The 17,213-nt window shown below is 44.6% G+C and carries 19 protein-coding genes; all 19 read right to left on the bottom strand.

Translation table 11 applies throughout. The annotated features are described in order from the left end of the window. The coding region (locus CCU_RS03965; protein ID WP_208895971.1) for a P-loop NTPase fold protein at positions 1-834 on the bottom strand (834 nt) is incomplete at its 3' end. 185 nt (positions 835-1,019) lie between these two features. Further along, positions 1,020-2,156: a hypothetical protein gene (locus CCU_RS03960; protein WP_015533654.1), complete on the bottom strand. Its 1,137-nt coding sequence runs from the start codon at positions 2,154-2,156 to the stop codon at positions 1,020-1,022. Beyond that, entirely contained in the window at positions 2,153-4,054 is a 1,902-nt protein-coding gene (locus CCU_RS03955) for a recombinase family protein (RefSeq protein WP_015533653.1), read from the bottom strand. Before CCU_RS03955 ends, CCU_RS03960 begins: the two co-directional genes overlap by 4 nt. A 53-nt stretch (positions 4,055-4,107) precedes the next feature. After that, positions 4,108-4,299 (bottom strand): hypothetical protein, encoded by a 192-nt coding sequence (locus CCU_RS03950; RefSeq protein ID WP_000503424.1) that lies wholly within the window; start codon positions 4,297-4,299, stop codon positions 4,108-4,110. A gap of 70 nt (positions 4,300-4,369) precedes the next feature. After that, a complete protein-coding gene (locus CCU_RS03945; protein WP_000659121.1) occupies positions 4,370-4,600 on the bottom strand; it encodes a YdbC family protein in 231 nt (76 codons plus the stop codon). A 76-nt stretch (positions 4,601-4,676) separates the two neighbouring features. Beyond that, positions 4,677-5,531, bottom strand: a complete 855-nt coding sequence (locus tag CCU_RS03940; protein WP_000743701.1) for a ParB/RepB/Spo0J family partition protein — start codon at positions 5,529-5,531, stop codon at positions 4,677-4,679. A 7-nt stretch (positions 5,532-5,538) separates the two neighbouring features. Further along, positions 5,539-6,504, bottom strand: coding sequence for a MobV family relaxase (gene mobV / locus CCU_RS03935; protein ID WP_001145977.1), 966 nt, complete (start codon positions 6,502-6,504; stop codon positions 5,539-5,541). Positions 6,505-7,022: 518 nt separating this feature from the next. Then, the gene (locus tag CCU_RS03930; RefSeq protein ID WP_001170965.1) at positions 7,023-8,054 is read right to left on the bottom strand and encodes an AAA family ATPase; all 1,032 of its coding nucleotides are present in this window, start codon (positions 8,052-8,054) and stop codon (positions 7,023-7,025) included. Positions 8,055-8,207: 153 nt separating this feature from the next. Beyond that, the gene (locus CCU_RS03925; protein WP_000323521.1) at positions 8,208-8,681 is read right to left on the bottom strand and encodes a sigma factor-like helix-turn-helix DNA-binding protein; all 474 of its coding nucleotides are present in this window, start codon (positions 8,679-8,681) and stop codon (positions 8,208-8,210) included. 83 nt (positions 8,682-8,764) lie between these two features. Beyond that, positions 8,765-9,190 (bottom strand): sigma-70 family RNA polymerase sigma factor, encoded by a 426-nt coding sequence (locus CCU_RS03920; RefSeq protein WP_000323896.1) that lies wholly within the window; start codon positions 9,188-9,190, stop codon positions 8,765-8,767. 94 nt (positions 9,191-9,284) lie between these two features. Continuing rightward, entirely contained in the window at positions 9,285-9,794 is a 510-nt protein-coding gene (locus CCU_RS03915) for a sigma-70 family RNA polymerase sigma factor (protein ID WP_000872511.1), read from the bottom strand. Between the two features lie 489 nt (positions 9,795-10,283). Further along, entirely contained in the window at positions 10,284-10,454 is a 171-nt protein-coding gene (locus tag CCU_RS03910; protein ID WP_223213393.1) for a cysteine-rich KTR domain-containing protein, read from the bottom strand. A 54-nt stretch (positions 10,455-10,508) separates the two neighbouring features. Then, on the bottom strand, positions 10,509-12,428 hold the full coding sequence (gene tet(O), locus CCU_RS03905) for a tetracycline resistance ribosomal protection protein Tet(O) (RefSeq protein WP_000691759.1): 1,920 nt from the start codon (positions 12,426-12,428) through the stop codon (positions 10,509-10,511). Between the two features lie 366 nt (positions 12,429-12,794). Then, entirely contained in the window at positions 12,795-13,169 is a 375-nt protein-coding gene (locus CCU_RS03900) for a TnpV protein (RefSeq protein ID WP_001140406.1), read from the bottom strand. Next, on the bottom strand, positions 13,150-13,797 hold the full coding sequence (locus CCU_RS03895; protein ID WP_015533652.1) for a hypothetical protein: 648 nt from the start codon (positions 13,795-13,797) through the stop codon (positions 13,150-13,152). The genes CCU_RS03900 and CCU_RS03895 overlap by 20 nt, the downstream gene beginning before the upstream one ends. 115 nt (positions 13,798-13,912) lie before the next feature. After that, the gene (locus tag CCU_RS03890) at positions 13,913-14,101 is read right to left on the bottom strand and encodes a hypothetical protein (RefSeq protein WP_015533651.1); all 189 of its coding nucleotides are present in this window, start codon (positions 14,099-14,101) and stop codon (positions 13,913-13,915) included. Between the two features lie 122 nt (positions 14,102-14,223). Further along, positions 14,224-15,489: a plasmid recombination protein gene (locus CCU_RS03885; protein WP_015533650.1), complete on the bottom strand. Its 1,266-nt coding sequence runs from the start codon at positions 15,487-15,489 to the stop codon at positions 14,224-14,226. Between the two features lie 182 nt (positions 15,490-15,671). Continuing rightward, positions 15,672-16,682: an AAA family ATPase gene (locus tag CCU_RS03880; RefSeq protein ID WP_330369938.1), complete on the bottom strand. Its 1,011-nt coding sequence runs from the start codon at positions 16,680-16,682 to the stop codon at positions 15,672-15,674. Further along, a complete protein-coding gene (locus CCU_RS14030; RefSeq protein WP_015533648.1) occupies positions 16,672-16,863 on the bottom strand; it encodes a hypothetical protein in 192 nt (63 codons plus the stop codon). Before CCU_RS14030 ends, CCU_RS03880 begins: the two co-directional genes overlap by 11 nt. Positions 16,864-17,213: the final 350 nt, after the last annotated feature.

Raw genomic sequence — 17,213 nt, 5'->3', positions numbered from 1 at the left:
TATAAGTTGCTCTAAATTTAATTTATGTAAACATGTTATTAATTCTCTTTTTATTGTGCTTAATTCTTTAGCTTTATTGACTTTTTGCTCAATAAACTCAAAAAAATCTAACAAACAACAATCACTCTCTATTAATTCATCAATTATTGAACTATTTCTTTGATAGAAATCTAGTAAACACGCAAAAGGATTCTCTTTAAAATTACTTTTATTTCGAATAATATCCTCTACCAATACCTGTATTTTCGCAATGAATTTCTCTTCAAATGGTTTTTGGTCATTCTTTCCGTTGCCTTTATCAAAATTAAGAAAAATAACTTTTCCTTTTAACTCCTTATTGATATATCTATTAATAGCATTTGCATTCAACTCATATCCATCTAATTTGAGATATGGACGTAACTCATTAATTATGTCTTTTTCAGAAGTTCTATAATTTTCCTCAATTTCTGCAATTTCCTTTTTATATTCGTTCTCAAAACCCGAACCATAAAACTTTGTCACTAAAGAAATATCCTCATTTTTACATTCATCATAACTCGGAATACTATATTTGTCAGAAATAATACTACTTAGTAAATTCATGAAACATGTTTTTCCACACCCTCTAAAACCTGTAATAAAAACTGTATTTTTTGTTGTATCGTTAGACAATGAAGTTATTGTAGCTAATCGCTCATAGGTTTTATTAGACATAAAATAAAACATATTTAAAAAATCTTCAGATTTAAACAAACTTTTAAAAACCCTATTGCAAGAAGAAGAATATGGGTTACTAATTAGATAATCTGCTGAACTAATTGTATTAAACATAGCTAATATTTTATCACTCATACATATTTTCTCCTTTTACATATTCATTTTCTTTCTTGTCTATGACTGTTTGACAAATGTATTATATCATAATTCTATACTTTGTTCTATATTTTCACTTTTTTGACATTATTTCTAATAATTTGTTATCAAATGTGACATTTATCATAGAAGATAGCTATCCTAACTACCTTCTATGATATTAATCACTCTAAACTTACCTCCTTTCTCTTTGACATACCCGTCTTTTCCGGTGCCTTCTTCCCATAAACCTTCTCACGCATCTCGGCAAGTTTCTCCTTGACGGATACCCGCCCTTTAGAACCGTCTGCTAACATCCGTTCCTTGTCATGCTCTGCGATTCGTTCCGACATCAGAAAACTTGCAACAGGCTTTAACGGTTCCTCCGCCACCGCCTGTATATCTTCCGCCCTGTCCGGCTCGCCTTCCTGCGCCTGTGTGCTATGCTCTCCGGTTTCTTCCTCTGGCTCATCATCGCCCATATCCAGCGCATTATCGCCCTTTTCGTCCATGTTCAGAAGTGCATTTAACTCTGCAAGACGCTCTAACTTCTCCGCCAGTTCCTGCTCCTGTGCAAAAGGTTTTGTGACTTCCACCTTTGCGGTTTCAAGCTGATGTTCCACGTTGGAAAGCTTCTGCTCCACATCTGCCATTTTCCCAGTCATTCCCTCTAGTGCATTGGAAAGTCTTTGCAGATTTCCAAGCGGATCGGCTCCGATTTCCACCTCATGGCTAAGACTCCCTTTTAAGCTGATCGTAAACTTTGAGAAGAACGAGTCAAAGGACACGCTCATCTTAAATCCCTGAAATTCCCCGATTGTGATCGCCATGTTTGGCTGTTTGGCACTCCGGCACATATCAATCAGAGCCGCACCCGCTTCCTTTTTGTCTGTATAGGTACGGTTGCCTATCTTCATGGAAAAAGCGTCCTTATCCACCGGCTTATGCGCTGTGTAGGTCTGAATGTCCGTCCGGTATCCCTCAATCCTTTCTTTTAAGGCTGTGATCTGCATCGGGTAATGCTTTGCGATATTGTCCTCCAGACGGTAACGCTGGCTTGTGTGATTCGCCTTTAAGAGCTTCAGCTTTGACACCTGTATATCCAAGTCCATCTTCTCCTTGATGTAAGGGTTTCCAGTTGCAAGTGCCTTTACCTCTGCATAAGAAAGCGCTGCTTCGTCAATGTCCTCACAGGAACGTACCGGGGACTTGCTCGTCATGATCTGCCCAATAAACTTCTGCTTGTTCTCAATGAGCTGCCATGAATAACTGTCGAAGGTGCCTTCCGTCACATACCGGAAAATCTTGACCTTATCATTCATATTTCCCTGTCGTAAAATACGACCTTCCTGCTGTTCAATGTCAGTCGGTCATTTTTTGCGGACAGTTCAATACATGCCCTTCGGTTCCTCTCCCTACTCCTGCGTTTGCTCTCGTTTGATTTCTCCCTCTGTATCCTCTTAGCACAAGCGGGACAATACTTTGATATTCCAGAGCTGGGGACGTATTCAACACCGCACACCGTACAATTTTTAGGCTTTAACGCCGTCCACCGCTTTGTGGGTGTGATATGTAATTCACCGACAAAGCCGATGAATTTATAGTAAATCTTGATTTCCTGCCTTACTGTCCCGTCCGCAAGTTTCTCACGTTCCGAAACAAGTATCTTGTCTATGAGTGCGTTTATGATGGTTGCGTCCAACTCTTTCAGCCCCTGATAGTTGCGGATTAGGGATAGAAAGTCCCTCACGCCCTGCGATTTCTCATAGCTGTCATTGAGCGTTTCCGTTACCTCTTTCAGCCGTGCTTCAATTTCAAGCTGCTCTTTCTGGTATTTCCCCGACATCATCTCAAAATTCCGCTCCGTGATACGCTCCATTACCTTGTCCTCATAGAGAGAGGAAAACAGCCTGTCAAGCTCCGCAAGGCGTTTGTTCAGCTTCTTCTTTTCTTTCTCTAATGATTTCGCCCTGCTCTGGTCTGTTTCCGTGAGCCGCCTTTCTATGGCTCTGACCGCCTTTTCATCATTGACCGCCATATCCGCAAAGCGGTTGATGTCGGCAAGGACGGCATTGAATAAGTCCCTCGCTTCAATGCTGTGTGCGGTACACATAACATTGCCATATCTGCCATAATTATTGCAGGTGTATTGTACGCAGTCGATGATGTCGGGGCGTTTCCTCCTGTTGGCACTCGCCGCCCGCATCGCATAGCCGCAGTCCGCACACTTGATAACGCCCGAAAAGATATTCTCAAATCCCCCTGCGTTCTGCTCCCGCCTGCGGCTCGTCATAAGCTGCTGTACGGTGTCAAATTCCTCCTGCGTGACTATCCCCTCATGGGTGTCTGGTATCACTTCCCATTCTTCGGGCAGCTTAGAGGGGCGTTTCTTGCTTTTCATGTTGGCTGCAATCCGCTTGTAGCCTGCAAGGTTGCCCGCATATATCGGGCTTCTTAAAATGCCCCTCACGCTGTTCTCGCTCCAAATATAACGGTTTTCCTCGTTATCCTCAAAGTACCGCTCATAGCCTGTTGCCCCTTGCTCCACCGCATAAGCGGCAGGGCGTAGGATATGCTGTTTGTTGATGTGCTTGCGGATTTTGGCGATGCCGTTGCCCGCTAACGCAAGGTCGAATATCTCCCTTACCACATGGGCAACTTTGTCATCTATCAGCAGATGGTTGTGGTCGGCAGGGTCTTTGACATAGCCATAAGGGGCTGTTGTTCCCATGAATTTCCCCTGCTGAAACCTCGCACGGTACGCCGATTTTATCTTGACTGACACATCGGCAGAATACATTTCGTTTAGGATGTTGCGGAAAGGCGTGATGTCCATAGCGGATTTGTTTAAGGTGTCCACGCCGTCATTGACCGCTATATACCTCACGTTATGCTCTGGGAAAAAGACTTCCAGATATAACCCACAATCAAGATAGTTCCTCCCCAGACGGGATAAATCTTTTGTAATCACGCAGTTTATCAGCCCGTTTTCAATGTCCTTAATCATATTCTGGAAACTTGGTCTTTGGAAATTTGTTCCAGAGTAGCCATCGTCAACATACGTTTTTGCTAAATGCCATCCCTGCCTTTTCACATAATCCGTGAGGATGGATTTTTGTGTCGCAATGCTCGCACTCTCGTTATCCGTGCCATCGTCCTTTGATAAGCGGCAGTAAATGCCGACTTCATAAATCTTGTTCTCCGTTCTTATTCCTGCCATACTGTAAAACCTCCATATCTGTCCTAACGTTTTCATGTTCCATTGCGTACATTCTAAGCGGACAGCCCCTCATTGTCGAAGGTGTCGCCCTCGGCAATCTTCTTCCGAATATCCTCGGAGATAATCGGGACAAACGCTTCTGCAACGGTCTGTGTGCCGATATATTCTCGACTGATAATCATTTGTACTTGCCCTTTTGGCACAATACGCTTTCTTCTTCCAGTTGTTTTCCTATCCTCGCCCATACTTAAATCTTCCTTTCCAGACAGGGCAGGAGAACGTCTGGAAACGCCCCGCCCTGTCAATCAGATACCATCAATCCCCGCTGTTTACTTCTTTCTGTAATGCTTCAAGGAGTGCCGCTGCTTCATCAGCGTTCAACGTGATACCCTTTCCGCACTTCTCACGGTTCGGGGAAAAGCTGCGGATGTCATATTTCGGCTCTCTCCCGTTCCATGAAATAAGATTGATTTCCTTTGTGTAGCCGCTGTCACTCGCAGACAATACGGCGATTTCCTTTACAATCTCATACTGGATTTCTTTCATTCCTTACCTCATTCTCCTTAAAATTCTGTCTTTCTTCTGTTCCAAATTCCTGCATTTACTTCCCGAAAAAAGAAGGTTAGCGGCTGTCCCTGCTCCGTTTTCTCTGCAACTCACGTTCCAGAAGTCGGATGATGGTTTCCTCCATCTGCTTCGGCGTTGTGTCCTTCGGAAAGTATTTTTTCAGTTTGCTTGTGTTGATTTTCAAGGTTTCTTTCTGGTTTCCCTTTTCCTCCGTCATAATGGAAAATATCATATCCATGTCAAGCTGCCCGCTCTGGCTCATGCTTTTCATCCGCTGTGCCTGTGAGAGTGAGGGCGTTGCTTCTTCGCTCTCCATCGTGGCAAAGAGATTTTCCTGCTCGTCTTTCTTCAAAAAGGACAGTTCCACCGCAGGTGTGAGGGCGATTTTCCCCTCGTCCACCATCTGCAAAATCGGCGGTATCAGTTCCGTCAGGCGGATAAAACGCTGGACGGTCATCCTGCCCACGCCGAAGCCCTGTGCCACTTTGTCGTCCGTCCGCAACTTCGTCACAACTTGTGACGAGGTTAAGTCTGTGCGGAAACCCTGCCGCTTCATGGCTTCGGATTTCATCCTGTAGGCAAACGCCCGCTCCGATGGCAGGATATTTTCACGCTGTAAATTACTGTCTACAAGGGTGATGATGGCTCGGTCACGGTCTAAGGGCAGGACAAATGCAGGCACGGTATTTATACCTGCAAGTTCGGACGCACGGACACGCCGCTGCCCCGCAATCACTTCATAACCGTTCCCGTCCTCTTTCGGGCGTGTGATTATCGGCGTGACAATGCCAAATTCCTTGATGCTTTCCGCTAACTCTGACAGCGTTTCATCCTCCACAACATGAAACGGATTGTCGGGAAACGGGTATAAATCTTTGGTCTTTAACACCTTAAAATCCTGTTTCTTCATTCACTTTTTACCTTTCTCTTGATTTGTTTCTGCCTGTTCTCTGTAATTCTTCCAACACTTCTGGCGGTATCTTTGAGAGCAGCCGCCCCATCTGCTCGTTGGTTCTCTGCAATTCAAATATCCTCTGGTTGGCTTTCTGCACCTTTAATTCCTGCTCGTACTTTTCATCACGCATACGCCCTGCATAGTCGGCTTCCTGCCCGATTTGCTCCTTTAAGCTGTCGATATACGCCTGCTGTCTGCCGATTTCCTTAGAGAATTTCTCCACTTCGGGCAGCCATGCGGCAACCAGTTCCAGAGCCTTGTCACGCTTTTTCCCTGCGTTAAAGGCGTTGATGTCGGACAGGGCAGACACGATTTCCCCATACTGCTTATCAAGCCTGCCGCCCAACTTATAGAGCCATGTGGGGACGTGTTTCCGCTTGGTTTCCATCGAAGATTGACCTCTCTCAAGCTGATTCCAACGTGAGGACATCCGCTCATGGTAGGCGGTCTGCCACTCCGACAGGCTCTTTTGATTGCCTAAAATTGTTTTGGCGGACAGCTTATTGTCTGGTGTAATCGGCACAAAGCAGAGGTGCATATGGGGCGTTCTCTCGTCCATGTGGACGACTGCGGAGAGGATATTCTGCTCCCCGACACGCTCCGAAATGAAATCCAGAGCCATCGTAAAATACGCTTTCTGTTCTTCGGGCGGTAACTGGTTCATAAATTCTGGTGAAGCCGTGATGAGCGTTTCCACCATCATCACGCTGTCTTTCCTTGTCCTGCACCCTGCTTCGGCTACCTTTCGGTTAATCTCTTTCTTATAGGTGTACTTTGGCGGTGCGACAAGATGATAGTTATTTTTAGAGCGTTCCATGTCGATATCTGGGTTGCTTTTGTAGGCTTCTTTCTTCCGCTCGTTGTGGCGTTCGCAAGCCGCAACGCCGCCCGCTTTGCGTTTCTGGAAACGCAGGATTGCATAGGGCATAATCCATCATCTTCCTTTCTTCGGCGGGTAACTGCCCTTTGGGTGACAGCGGTGACGGTGGTGACGGCAGTTTTGGGATGCCCCCTGCCGATTGCCGTAACTGTCACCCTTATCCCCTGCATGACGGTCATGACGATGGTGACGGTGTTTTTGGGATACTCCCTCGCAAGAGCTGTAACCGTCATGCCGCCGTTCTTTTATCCGAAGCCGCAAGGCGTAGGATAGCAGGGCGTAAGACCTGCCATAAGGGAGTCCAGAGGGAACGTCTGGCACACGGCTCTTTGCAGGGCAAAGTGTAGTGTGTTACACCCTGTAAACGCAGTCGGAAAAATCGGAGAGATTTTTCTGACCGCAGGGGTGATTTTACACGCCCGAAAAGGGCGGGTGAATCCCACGCCTGCATTTTGCGTTTGCGGGGTGTTCTCCCGTAGGGATGACAGCGGCAGGGTATCCTAAAATCACTGTCACTGCCGTCACCGCTGTCACCCGCAGGGCAGAGCCGCCAACTTTACATGGCTTTAAGCGTCAATGACAGTAACAGGGGGTATCCCAATATCGCTGTCACCGCCGTCACCGCTGTCACCCGCCCTCCTTGCAAGGGCAATCTGCCTGCCGTCTTTCCTGCGGCTGTACTGGTAGCAGATACGGTTCTCGCTTAAAAATGTGGTGTGATATTCATTCAGCCATTTCGTAATCACCGTGGGTATGGTTTCCGTTTCCCCCATAGCGGCTAACAGCTCCGTTGCCGTGCCTGCCCATTCTTCCTTATCCCTCATAAAATCCACCAACCGAAAAAGGACATCTGGTATCGTTTCTTTCGCAAGCTGCTCCTGCGTTTTCCTCTCCACAAGTTCCCAACTGCAATCACGGAAACGGAGCGTGTATTCCTGATAGGGCGTGTCCCTGCCCGTTACATACAGCTTGGCGGTGTCAGATGCCCGTTTCTCCTTTTCCAGAACAAAGGTAGCGTCCGCACTCCCCGTTAAGCCTGTCGTCCCAGACACCTTGTTGAACACATCGCTGTCATTCTGCTTTCGGATGTGGTGTACGACAATGACCGCCAGAGAGTGCCTGTCGGCAAAATCTTTGATTAGGGAGATGTCCCCATAGTCGCTTGCATAGGCGTTGTCTTTTGAAGCTGTACGGACTTTCTGCAAGGTATCAATGACAATGAGCCTGCTGTCTGGATAGTCTTTCAGATAATCCTCAAGCTGCACGATAAGACCGTCTGACAGCTTGCAGCTTGCCACGGCAAAATGAAGCCGCCCGCTCGCTTCGTCCGTCAAACGGAACAGCCTGTCCTGTATGCGGCAGAACGTGTCCTCAAGGCAGAGGTAAAGCACATCGCCCTCCATTGTCGTCATGTCCCATAAGGGGATTCCCTGCGACACGCATAAGCACAGCTTCAGCATGAGCCAGCTCTTGCCTATCTTCTGTGAGCCGCAGAACAGCGACAAGCCTGTGGGGATAAGGCTGTCCACCACAAAGGACGGCTTCTCAAGCGGCTCATAAAGGAGCGTTTCGGCGTTGACTGTCTGTAACTTCTGCATGGGTTTCCTCCTTTCGGGCAGTTATCTTGTTTTTGTTGCACATAGGCGTTGACCTCCTTAAAAATAGATTTACTCCCACGAAAAAAGTGAGAGTATGTAATACCGCCAATCCCACACAAATAAAAAACAGATTTCTTTTTCGGGCGGTGTCGGTCATGGTTGGAGATATTTCCTCATTTCCGCTTTTACTTTCTTCTTTGCAACAGCAACGGATTTCTGTATTGCAGAAGCGGTGCAATGCTCCATAGCGGCGATTTGGTAAAAATTGAACTCATACTCGTAGTAGAGCAGGAAACGTCGCCTTTGTATCTCTGGCAGTCTGTCAACCGCCTTACAGAGCAGTTCCGCCCGTTCTGCTTCAATCATTTGTTCCTCAATGCTCTTAGGCAGCTTTAACGCCCGCCTGTTCAGCGTTTCGTCCCATACTTCCGAAAACTCCCTGTGCCGCTCGTCCCATTGGAGAAGATTCCTGTTCCTGCGTTCCATCTGCCGAAATTCAAAGAATAACTGCTCGGATACTTCCAGTTCGTGGTGTTCCCCCTGCCCGTCCTTAAAACTGATAAAATACCTTATACCGCTTTCCGTGGATTCCTCCCGAAGCGTGTACGCCTTAGCTTTATATGCCATCCCGTTTTCCTCCTGCCAAAAATAAGCGGGGAGATTCCACTCCCCACCCAGTAGCCCGCAGAATAATGGGATGTATTAGACGCTTACAAAATTTTCCGAAGCTTCTTCCGCAGATGGTCTAACCTCGCATAGATGGCACCAGTCGTCAAATGCACAAGTGGGGCAATCTCCTTTGTGGAATACCCCTGCATTTTCAGCAGGACGATTTTCAAGGTACGCCCGTCCACCGTGACTAATACTTGATAGAGATTTTCGCTCTCAATCTCGTCCAGTAACTCCGCAACTGTATTCACCTCCGCTTGCCGCTCCCTGTCTGCCATGTCCTCAAGGTATTCCGCAACGTCATTCGTCCATCGGTAAAACCGCCTGTTGGAATTGAAGTCTGCCCTGTCCGCTATGCGTATCTGCTCAATGGTCACTTCATCAACGCCGCACTCACGCAGCAGCTTTTCCTCCGCTTCTTTCCAGATACGCCATTTCCTGTCCTCCCGTCCGTGGTTGTATGCCATTCTTTCTTCCTCCAATCAGAATTGATTGAGAGGGCAGAGAAAAGCCCCCTCATTTTCCCAAAGGAAAAAACAAGGGGGCTGAACGCCTTAAATTTTAATTTTCTATTATCTTTCTTAGTTTTCTTAGGATTCTGGCTTTGCGTTTGTTCACAACGCTCTGGGTTATGCCTAACCTCGCCCCGACTTCACGCTCGGAAAGTCCGTCAAAAAAGATTGCCTGTATCAACTCCTGCTCACTATCCGACAACAAAGGCAGGGCGGCTTTCAGCCTGTCCACCATAACAGCATTGACAACGGTTTCCGCAATGTCCGCCGCTTCATCAGCGATAAAGTCCAGAGGATTCCCCTCGCTGTCCGTAAATCCGTCCAGAGATAGCAGGCTGTTCCTCGCATCTAATTTTTGCAGGTAACGCCACCGCTCCCTGTCACGGTAGAAGTCCGCATATTGCTCCCTTACGACTTCAAGCAGACAACCTTGGACGGGGATAAACAGCTTGTCCATATATCCCTTGTCGGCTTGCCTGCGGCGGCAGAAATCCGTATAGGACAGTTCCACATAGCCGCCGCTTTCTTTGATATATACTTTTCTTGGTGCGTATTTCACCGCTAATACCTCCAATCTGAATTTTTGAAATGTAAAAATCCAGATGGAGAGGCGGGGAGCGGCAACGCACACCAGAAACAGCCCTGCGGCACTTTCCAACAAAAAACGACAAAAGAAAAACCGCAAAGGCTCTGTGACCTTCACGGTTATGGGAAATACAAATTCTGTTGTATGGAGATTGTACTTCCACTTTCAAGGTGAGAAGTACCGCTGCACTGGCAGAAATTTTTTTAACTGGTTTCCTGCCATTCTCTGATATGCTATGTATTGATAAATTTTACTTCGTATGAGCAGATGAATAACCGCCCGAAAAAAGAACATAAAAAAATCCCTCCAAATTTAAAAACAAATTCAGAGGGTAATTTAGGGTATAACAAAATAACCCACCCGAATATCGTTTTTTTTATTTGGTGAGTTTGTTCTTTCAAATACGAAACAAAAAGAGCCGATGATTCGTGAATTGTTCCACAATTTCATCGGCTCTGCGTCTTAAGCGTCTGGCTCTTTGATGACAGTTATCTTCAAGTTGTCAACTTTAATCAAGCTTTCTTGTCTGCATTTTGGACAATAAAGGGGATAATTCTCCAAAACAGTGTCCTTCCTAATTTTATTACGGGTTTTGCTCCCACAAACAGGACACAATATCCATTCGCATTTCATCATAATTAGTCTCTAATCCTTTCAAATCTCATTTTATATGACTTTTGCAAGCTGTTAAGCTAACTTGTGGAACATATGCCGAACCTTATCTATACGGCTATTCGGGCGGCGGGGTTGGCAAATAAATTTACCAATAGCTGGCTGGTATCCTTTTAACTCTGTCAAGCAGACTCCCTGCCCATTTGTGAAATAAGTTAAATCGTTCCTGTATTCTTGAATACATCTGGCAGGGATTTCTCCTTTCAGAATGACCTCGTCATTCTTTACCTGAGTACTTACAATATCTGCACAATACCTTGGGGCATCATGATACGCCCGTGAGAGATATTCCTGCGGTGCATAAATTTCAAAGTGGAGATATGGCTCTAATAGTTCTGTCCCTGCTTTTTTTAAAGCCTGCTCCAATACGATAGGGGAAAGCAGCCGAAAGTCTGCGGGGGTACTTACAGGACTATAATACAATCCATATTCAAAACAGATTTTACAGTCTGTCACTTTCCATCCATACAGCCCCTGCTCGCAGCCATAAAGAACCCCCTCCATAACCGCATTTTGGAACGATTGGTTTAAATATCCAAGTGAAACTCTGCTTTCATACTGCACTCCGCTTCCAATAGGGAGCGGCTCTATGGACAACCCGACAGAAGCCCAGAAAGGATTTGGCGGGACTTCTATGTGGATGGTATATTCTGCTTTTCTAAGCGGTCTTTCCATATATATAACAGTAGGCTCTTTTATTTCTGCCTCCACATGGTATTTTTCCTCAAGGATGGCACAAATGACTTCCATCTGCACATTCCCCAAAAAAGAAAGTATAATCTCATGCGTTGTAGTATCCACATAATATTTTAAAAGAGGGTCGCCATCTGAAATTTCTGTAAGTGCCCCAAGCAATATTTCCCGCTGTTCAGATTTCTTTACTGCAATCGTTGTTTGGAGCATAGGGAGAGGATTTTCAATAAATTTTCTCTGCGGCAACAGCATTTCGTTCCCCAAAATACTGTTTAGCTGCAAAACATCATTTGGTAAAATTACAATATCACCAGAGCAGGCTGTATCGGATGAATATAATTCACCGTTTGTCGGAACACACATCTCTGTGATTTTTATTTTCTCTTTTTCAGATATTTTAATAACATCCCTCAAATGCAATGTTCCGCTATATATACGCACATAAACAAAACGCCGCCTTTTCTCTGAATATTCAATCTTAAAAACCTGCCCGCATAGTTCAGATTGACCTTCAGGCGTTGATGAATAAAACTTACTGGCAATCACTTCTATAAGCTGCCGAATCCCCAGATTGTTTTTAGCACTTCCGTGATAAACGGGAAATAACGTTCCGTTTTGGAATCTCCTGTTTTCTTCCTGTTCCAGTTCTGACATTTTAAACGGTTTCCCTGACATATATTTCTCTAATAGTTCATCGTTTCCCATAATTACCGCATCCCACTGTTCCATATCGTCATTGTCCGTTACATTTATATGGGGATGCTGCCCAACCTTTTGCTTCACTATAATTTCCGAAGAAAGCTTTGCTTTCATTTCTTGATATACCATTGGCAAATCAATCCCCTCTTGGTCAATTTTATTGATGAAAAAAATTGTCGGAATCTTCATTGTCTGTAGTGCATGAAACAGTATACGGGTCTGTGCCTGTATGCCATCCTTTGCAGAAACTAATAATACTGCTCCGTCTAATACGGATAAAGAACGGTATACTTCCGCCAAAAAATCCATATGGCCTGGCGTATCTATAATGTTGACTTTTACATCCTCCCACTGAAAAGATGTCACTGCTGTCTGGATAGTGATTCCCCTTTGACGCTCCAAATTCATTGTATCTGTCCTTGTTGTGCCTTTATCTACGCTCCCTGGTTCTGCAATTGCACCACTGGTATACAATAAACTCTCCGTTAATGTTGTCTTTCCTGCGTCAACGTGAGCCAGAATGCCTAAGTTAATTATTTTCATGTGATTTTCCTCCTATCAACACCCAAAAAAGGGCATAAAAATACCCAGTGATAAATACTCCTATCACTGGGTAAATAACTCCAATAGCCCCAAAACACTTATATGTTTTCGGGCATATAAAATTACATGATAAAAGTATTCTTAAACTGGGTACAAAAAACTAAGCCCCATATTAAAAGTGAAACGGGACTGCTACTTTTTGTTCCCACTATCAAATTGACAGTTTATTTAAGAATACCTTGCCGCATATTTATTAACTCCTTGTATAATACTGAATCTAATTATATTCCTTAACCCTTTATTTGTCAAGCTGACAAACTAAAGCAGAAAAAGCGGCAGGATTTCCCCCTGCCACTAATCATCTGTTTATGCAAAAATAATTTCCTTTTCCACAATCTCCCTCGCACAAGCCCTTATGTTATTGAGGCATCCTGTCCATTCTAAGGCGTTTTCTGCCTTTAGCTGTTCCGTTATGCCCTGTGCCTGTTTCATACCCTCTATGAGCCTTTCAAAGCGTTCCTGTGCCTGTCTGTCAATGTCGGCAAGGTAAGCGTTAAGTCTGCCGCTTGTAAGAAGATTGGTGTATGTAACTTTGCAGTGATGCTTCAGATAATCCAAATGCCGCTGTCCCCAGATGCCTATCGGCTGTTCTTCTTCGGCGGGTACAGTTAAGCACGGTATTAAATAATCGCCTTGCCTTTCGTATTTGCCGCCCATTTCCTCAAAAATTGTCTTTGCCATTGTCTGTTACCTCCACATTCTTTTTTATTTTGAATGTCCGCAAAATCCGTCCTACATCAGACGGACGCCAGGGCACATCTAAATGGTGTAATGCAATCAGTCTGTCCTGTACGTTGGTTCCGGCTCCCATTTTGGCAGTAGAACCCAATAAAAAACGAACCTGTCCGCTTCTTACCTTTGCAAACAGCTCCGCTTTTCTTTTCTCCGTATTGGCATCATGGATAAATGCGATTTCTTCCGGTGGGACACCCTTTTCTATCAGTTTGCCCCGAATGTCCTCATAAACATTGAATGTACCATCTCCTTTCGGTGTCGATAAGTCACAGAAGATAAGCTGTGCTGACTTCTGTTCCTTTGTTTCTTCCCATATCTCACATGCCTTGTCCACACAGGTGGTGGCTTTGGAATTATCCTCATCGGGAAGCATATCGTTGATTAAACGCTGGTCTAATGCCAGTTTTCTTCCGTCATTGGTGATTTTGAGCATATTGTCAACGTGTGGCTCTACATTCCTATCACGAACAGCCTCCGCACGATCCGCAAGGGACTGTACCATTTCTTTCTGGTATTCGCTCGGTTTCAACACCACATTTTCGTACTCTGCTTCCGGTACAGGCAGCTTTAGCATATCCGGTGTCTGAATATCCGCACTTTCCTTGAAAAGTGAAATCAGCTCCGGCAGATTGAAGAACTTTGCAAACCTTGTCTTTGCCCGGTATCCGGTTCCTTCGGGAACGAGTTTGTCAAGATGATTTTTGCAAATTTTCTAAATTCAAATAGTTATCTGCTGAAAAATCTCCCAACATCTCGTGTCTGCATATTTCTTGAAATACCGTATTCAAAGGCTTCTTTGCTCTTTCCGATTGCTTCACATTGACAATAAAAGTTGTTTTGCCTATTCGTGTTGTATAAGATAAAGTGTTTTCTTTCATATAATCCGTTTCTCCTTTTCCAAAATTGACTGTGGGGCATTCCCTTTGGAACACCCCACAAATACATCTGTTTCATCAGAACATATCAAGAAGTCATTAAGTCGTGAGTATAATGGAAATGGTTATCTTTCCATACCACGCTTGTTTCTGCGTTCCTTGATACGCTCCTGTCTTGCTTTTTCCCTTGCTTCTTTTTCGGCTTGTAACTGTGCTTCTCGCAAAGAAAAAAGTTGCCTTACTTTTTCGGTAAAAAGTTTGGCAACTTCGGGGAAATGCTCTAACGCTTCAAGAAAAGGTCTGCACTTTTCTTTCAGTTCGTTGTATTTGGTTTTCATTCGTTCCAATGCGTTTGCACTGTCCATATATTTCTGTCGGTAATAAGTGGCACTCTGCTCAAATTTTTTGATTTCCGCACGACTGGTAATACCCTCTTTGGCAAGGGCAGTCAGTTGAGAATAATCCTCTTTGGAGATTGCCATTTTACCTGTGATTGTTTTCTGCCCCATACTGTCAATCTCATTTAAGGTTTTGGAAATATGACGGGCAGGCTCATACTTAACTTGCTCTTTCTGAATACGCTTCTGCAACCTCTCCAATCGCTCTTTGTCCTGTTGGATTTGATATTGCAGGGAAGTTAAATGCTCTGCTGTACTTCCGTATTCGCCACGCTGAAAGCCTTTGAATCCTTGTTCCGTCATATAGTTAAACAATTCGTCTTGCAGTATGCTGTACGACGCTCGGAACATCGGCTTACCGTTCTTTCTTAGCAACGGATTTCCTTTTTCATCGGCCAGCGGAATATCCGATTTCCATTTCTTTGAATGGCTAATCTGATTAACAACTTCCTTGACTGTTCCTCGCAGTTCGGGGTCTTTACAACGCTTACTCCATAAGATTTCTTTCTCCACCACTGGCAGAACCATAGCGTGAAGATGATAATGGTAAACCTCTTTTCCAAGTTCCTCACTGGCTGCTATATTGATTTCATCAGCGTGCATTACTGCCGATATAACATTGTCAGCACCGAATTTTTCTTCGATGAAATGATAGGCTTCTTCATAAAACTGCTTTGCGTATTCATAGCCACCATTACGCTCAAAGTACATCGTGTTCACATCAATCACAATTTCATCAAACAGCGTTGCGTCTTTCCTCAACCCACGAAGCGACACCTGCCCGTCTGTTTCCATCTGCTTTAACTGTTCCATATAGGTCGGGGCAGTCGTTTTTTTGAAATGCACATTAAAGGGTATTCGCTCCACAATCACATTCATATTTTCGTAAGTTTCATTCTTGCGTTCGTTGTGCCTTTCCGCCTTGCTCACATCAGAAGCGGTGTATTGTTTTACCCTTGCACAACTCATATCTGCCTTGTTGGTTTTTGCCATTTTGCTCTCCTTTCTCAGCAGGAGGCGAAGCCATTACACAACATTCTTTGAATGTGTGTAACCCACTATGACACTTTCAGACTTCGTCTGCAAAGATGTCGTGGGCAAGGGAGTTCCCCCTTGACCTCCTTTTGATACCTCAATCATAAAAACAGACTGTCCAATCATCAGACAGCCTGCTTTTATTCTCTCGGTATATCGCCCATCGGCAAAGACCAGTACCACAGAAAGCCTCGTTTTCGTGAGATAACGCCTGCTTTCTTCTTTGCCTTTTTGATGGTCGATTTCTTGAACCCTGCGGCTTCAAGTCTTTCTTCACAATCCGAAGAAAGCATTTCTCCGTCTTTCAGCATTTCTAAAAGAAATTCTTTCGCCTTGATTTCCTTGTCGTTCGGTCTGCCCATTTTAGGGGCAAGGGACTGGAACGCTTCTTCTGCTGTCATTTCCATTTCAGAGATAAAGTCCACGCCCTTTTCTGCCACCTCAAAGAGAATTGCCGAGCCTGTCGGGGCAAGGTTGGATTTCACTTGCACCATATATCTTTCCGCTGGAGCTTCTTTGTTCGGTGTGCGTGTGATTGCAAGAATACTTCTTGCAGCACCCGCAATATCAATCGAACCGTTGGTGCGATAAAGTGGGTTCGTATCTCTCATCTTGTTCATATGAGCGATAATCACAATGGCACAGCCAGTATTCTTTGCAACCGCTATCAGATAATTAAACTCTGCTCGTGTTTCGTTGGCATTGTTCATTGAGCAGTTCTCTCCGATATAGGAACTCATCGGGTCAAGAATTAAAAGTTTTGCGTGGTACTTTTCGATTGCTTCAGCAATACGGTTATCCCCAAAGGATAAAGATTTTTCATCTTCCTTGATGAAGATAAGGTTTTCTCCGTTCCCACCGGCAGAATTAAAACGGGGTACTACCGTATCGTCTGCATCATCTTCCGTTGTCTGATAGATGATAGTCATAGGTTCAACTTCTTCATCGGTAAAGGGCAAGGCTTCTCCTTTTGAGAGCAGGGCGGCTATGGAAAGCATTAACTTGCTTTTCCCATCGCCAGGATCGCCCTGCAAGAGCGTAACCTTGCCGAACGGAATATACGGATACCACAGCCATTTCACTTCTTTCGGTTCAATCTCACTTGCCTTTACAACTTCAAGAGGTACAGTTACATTTATTTCATTTTCCATTTTCATCATTGTTCTTCGTTCTCCTTTTTGATAAATACTTCGGGCAATACACCACGATACAGCGGAAACTCTGCTTGCAGTCATTACTGCATTTTCTGCAAAGGTCGTTGTAGGTAATGCGATTTCTTTCATTCAGAAACAACGCCCACTCTTGTTTCCGTTTCTTACTCATTCTCGGCATATCAATCCTCCTTTCCGTCTGAAAACAAAAAAACCACAGGGAAGATACTCAGAGCCTTGTTTCTGTCATTTCTCGGGGCGAAAATCGGGCAAAATTGCCTTTCTAAGCCTTTCTAAAAATCACACAAGGTATTTGTACTAACCTGTGGTTATGTATGAAATTGTAGGGTTTGGGGCAACAAAAAACACCGTATTTCTACGATGTTTTCTGCGTTCTAATAGATTGTTGATTATCTGCGTAAAACTGAAAGTTTCACTTTTATTATTGTTTCTTGTTTGAAACTATACTGCCGATTACCTGAACAATTAGAGCCATTCCTAAACCAACTACGCCGCCTGCTAAAATAATCA

Source organism: Coprococcus sp. ART55/1, assembly GCF_000210595.1.
GTDB classification, from domain to species: domain Bacteria; phylum Bacillota; class Clostridia; order Lachnospirales; family Lachnospiraceae; genus Coprococcus; species Coprococcus aceti.
This window is presented reverse-complemented; position numbering and strand designations above follow the sequence as displayed.

Coding starts and splice junctions, on each gene's coding strand:
- CCU_RS03895 (WP_015533652.1), bottom strand. CDS start 13,797: ATGCTAAAGCTGCCTGTACCGGAAGCAGAGTACGAAAATGTGGTGTTG.
- CCU_RS03920 (WP_000323896.1), bottom strand. CDS start 9,190: ATGGCATACAACCACGGACGGGAGGACAGGAAATGGCGTATCTGGAAA.
- CCU_RS03910 (WP_223213393.1), bottom strand. CDS start 10,454: ATGAAATGCGAATGGATATTGTGTCCTGTTTGTGGGAGCAAAACCCGT.
- mobV (WP_001145977.1), bottom strand. CDS start 6,504: ATGCCCTATGCAATCCTGCGTTTCCAGAAACGCAAAGCGGGCGGCGTT.
- CCU_RS03890 (WP_015533651.1), bottom strand. CDS start 14,101: ATGAAAGAAAACACTTTATCTTATACAACACGAATAGGCAAAACAACT.
- CCU_RS03945 (WP_000659121.1), bottom strand. CDS start 4,600: ATGAAAGAAATCCAGTATGAGATTGTAAAGGAAATCGCCGTATTGTCT.
- CCU_RS03955 (WP_015533653.1), bottom strand. CDS start 4,054: ATGGCAGGAATAAGAACGGAGAACAAGATTTATGAAGTCGGCATTTAC.
- CCU_RS03900 (WP_001140406.1), bottom strand. CDS start 13,169: ATGGCAAAGACAATTTTTGAGGAAATGGGCGGCAAATACGAAAGGCAA.
- CCU_RS03960 (WP_015533654.1), bottom strand. CDS start 2,156: ATGAATGATAAGGTCAAGATTTTCCGGTATGTGACGGAAGGCACCTTC.
- CCU_RS03940 (WP_000743701.1), bottom strand. CDS start 5,531: ATGAAGAAACAGGATTTTAAGGTGTTAAAGACCAAAGATTTATACCCG.
- CCU_RS14030 (WP_015533648.1), bottom strand. CDS start 16,863: ATGCCGAGAATGAGTAAGAAACGGAAACAAGAGTGGGCGTTGTTTCTG.
- CCU_RS03925 (WP_000323521.1), bottom strand. CDS start 8,681: ATGGCATATAAAGCTAAGGCGTACACGCTTCGGGAGGAATCCACGGAA.
- CCU_RS03930 (WP_001170965.1), bottom strand. CDS start 8,054: ATGCAGAAGTTACAGACAGTCAACGCCGAAACGCTCCTTTATGAGCCG.
- CCU_RS03880 (WP_330369938.1), bottom strand. CDS start 16,682: ATGGAAAATGAAATAAATGTAACTGTACCTCTTGAAGTTGTAAAGGCA.
- CCU_RS03950 (WP_000503424.1), bottom strand. CDS start 4,299: ATGGGCGAGGATAGGAAAACAACTGGAAGAAGAAAGCGTATTGTGCCA.
- CCU_RS03885 (WP_015533650.1), bottom strand. CDS start 15,489: ATGGCAAAAACCAACAAGGCAGATATGAGTTGTGCAAGGGTAAAACAA.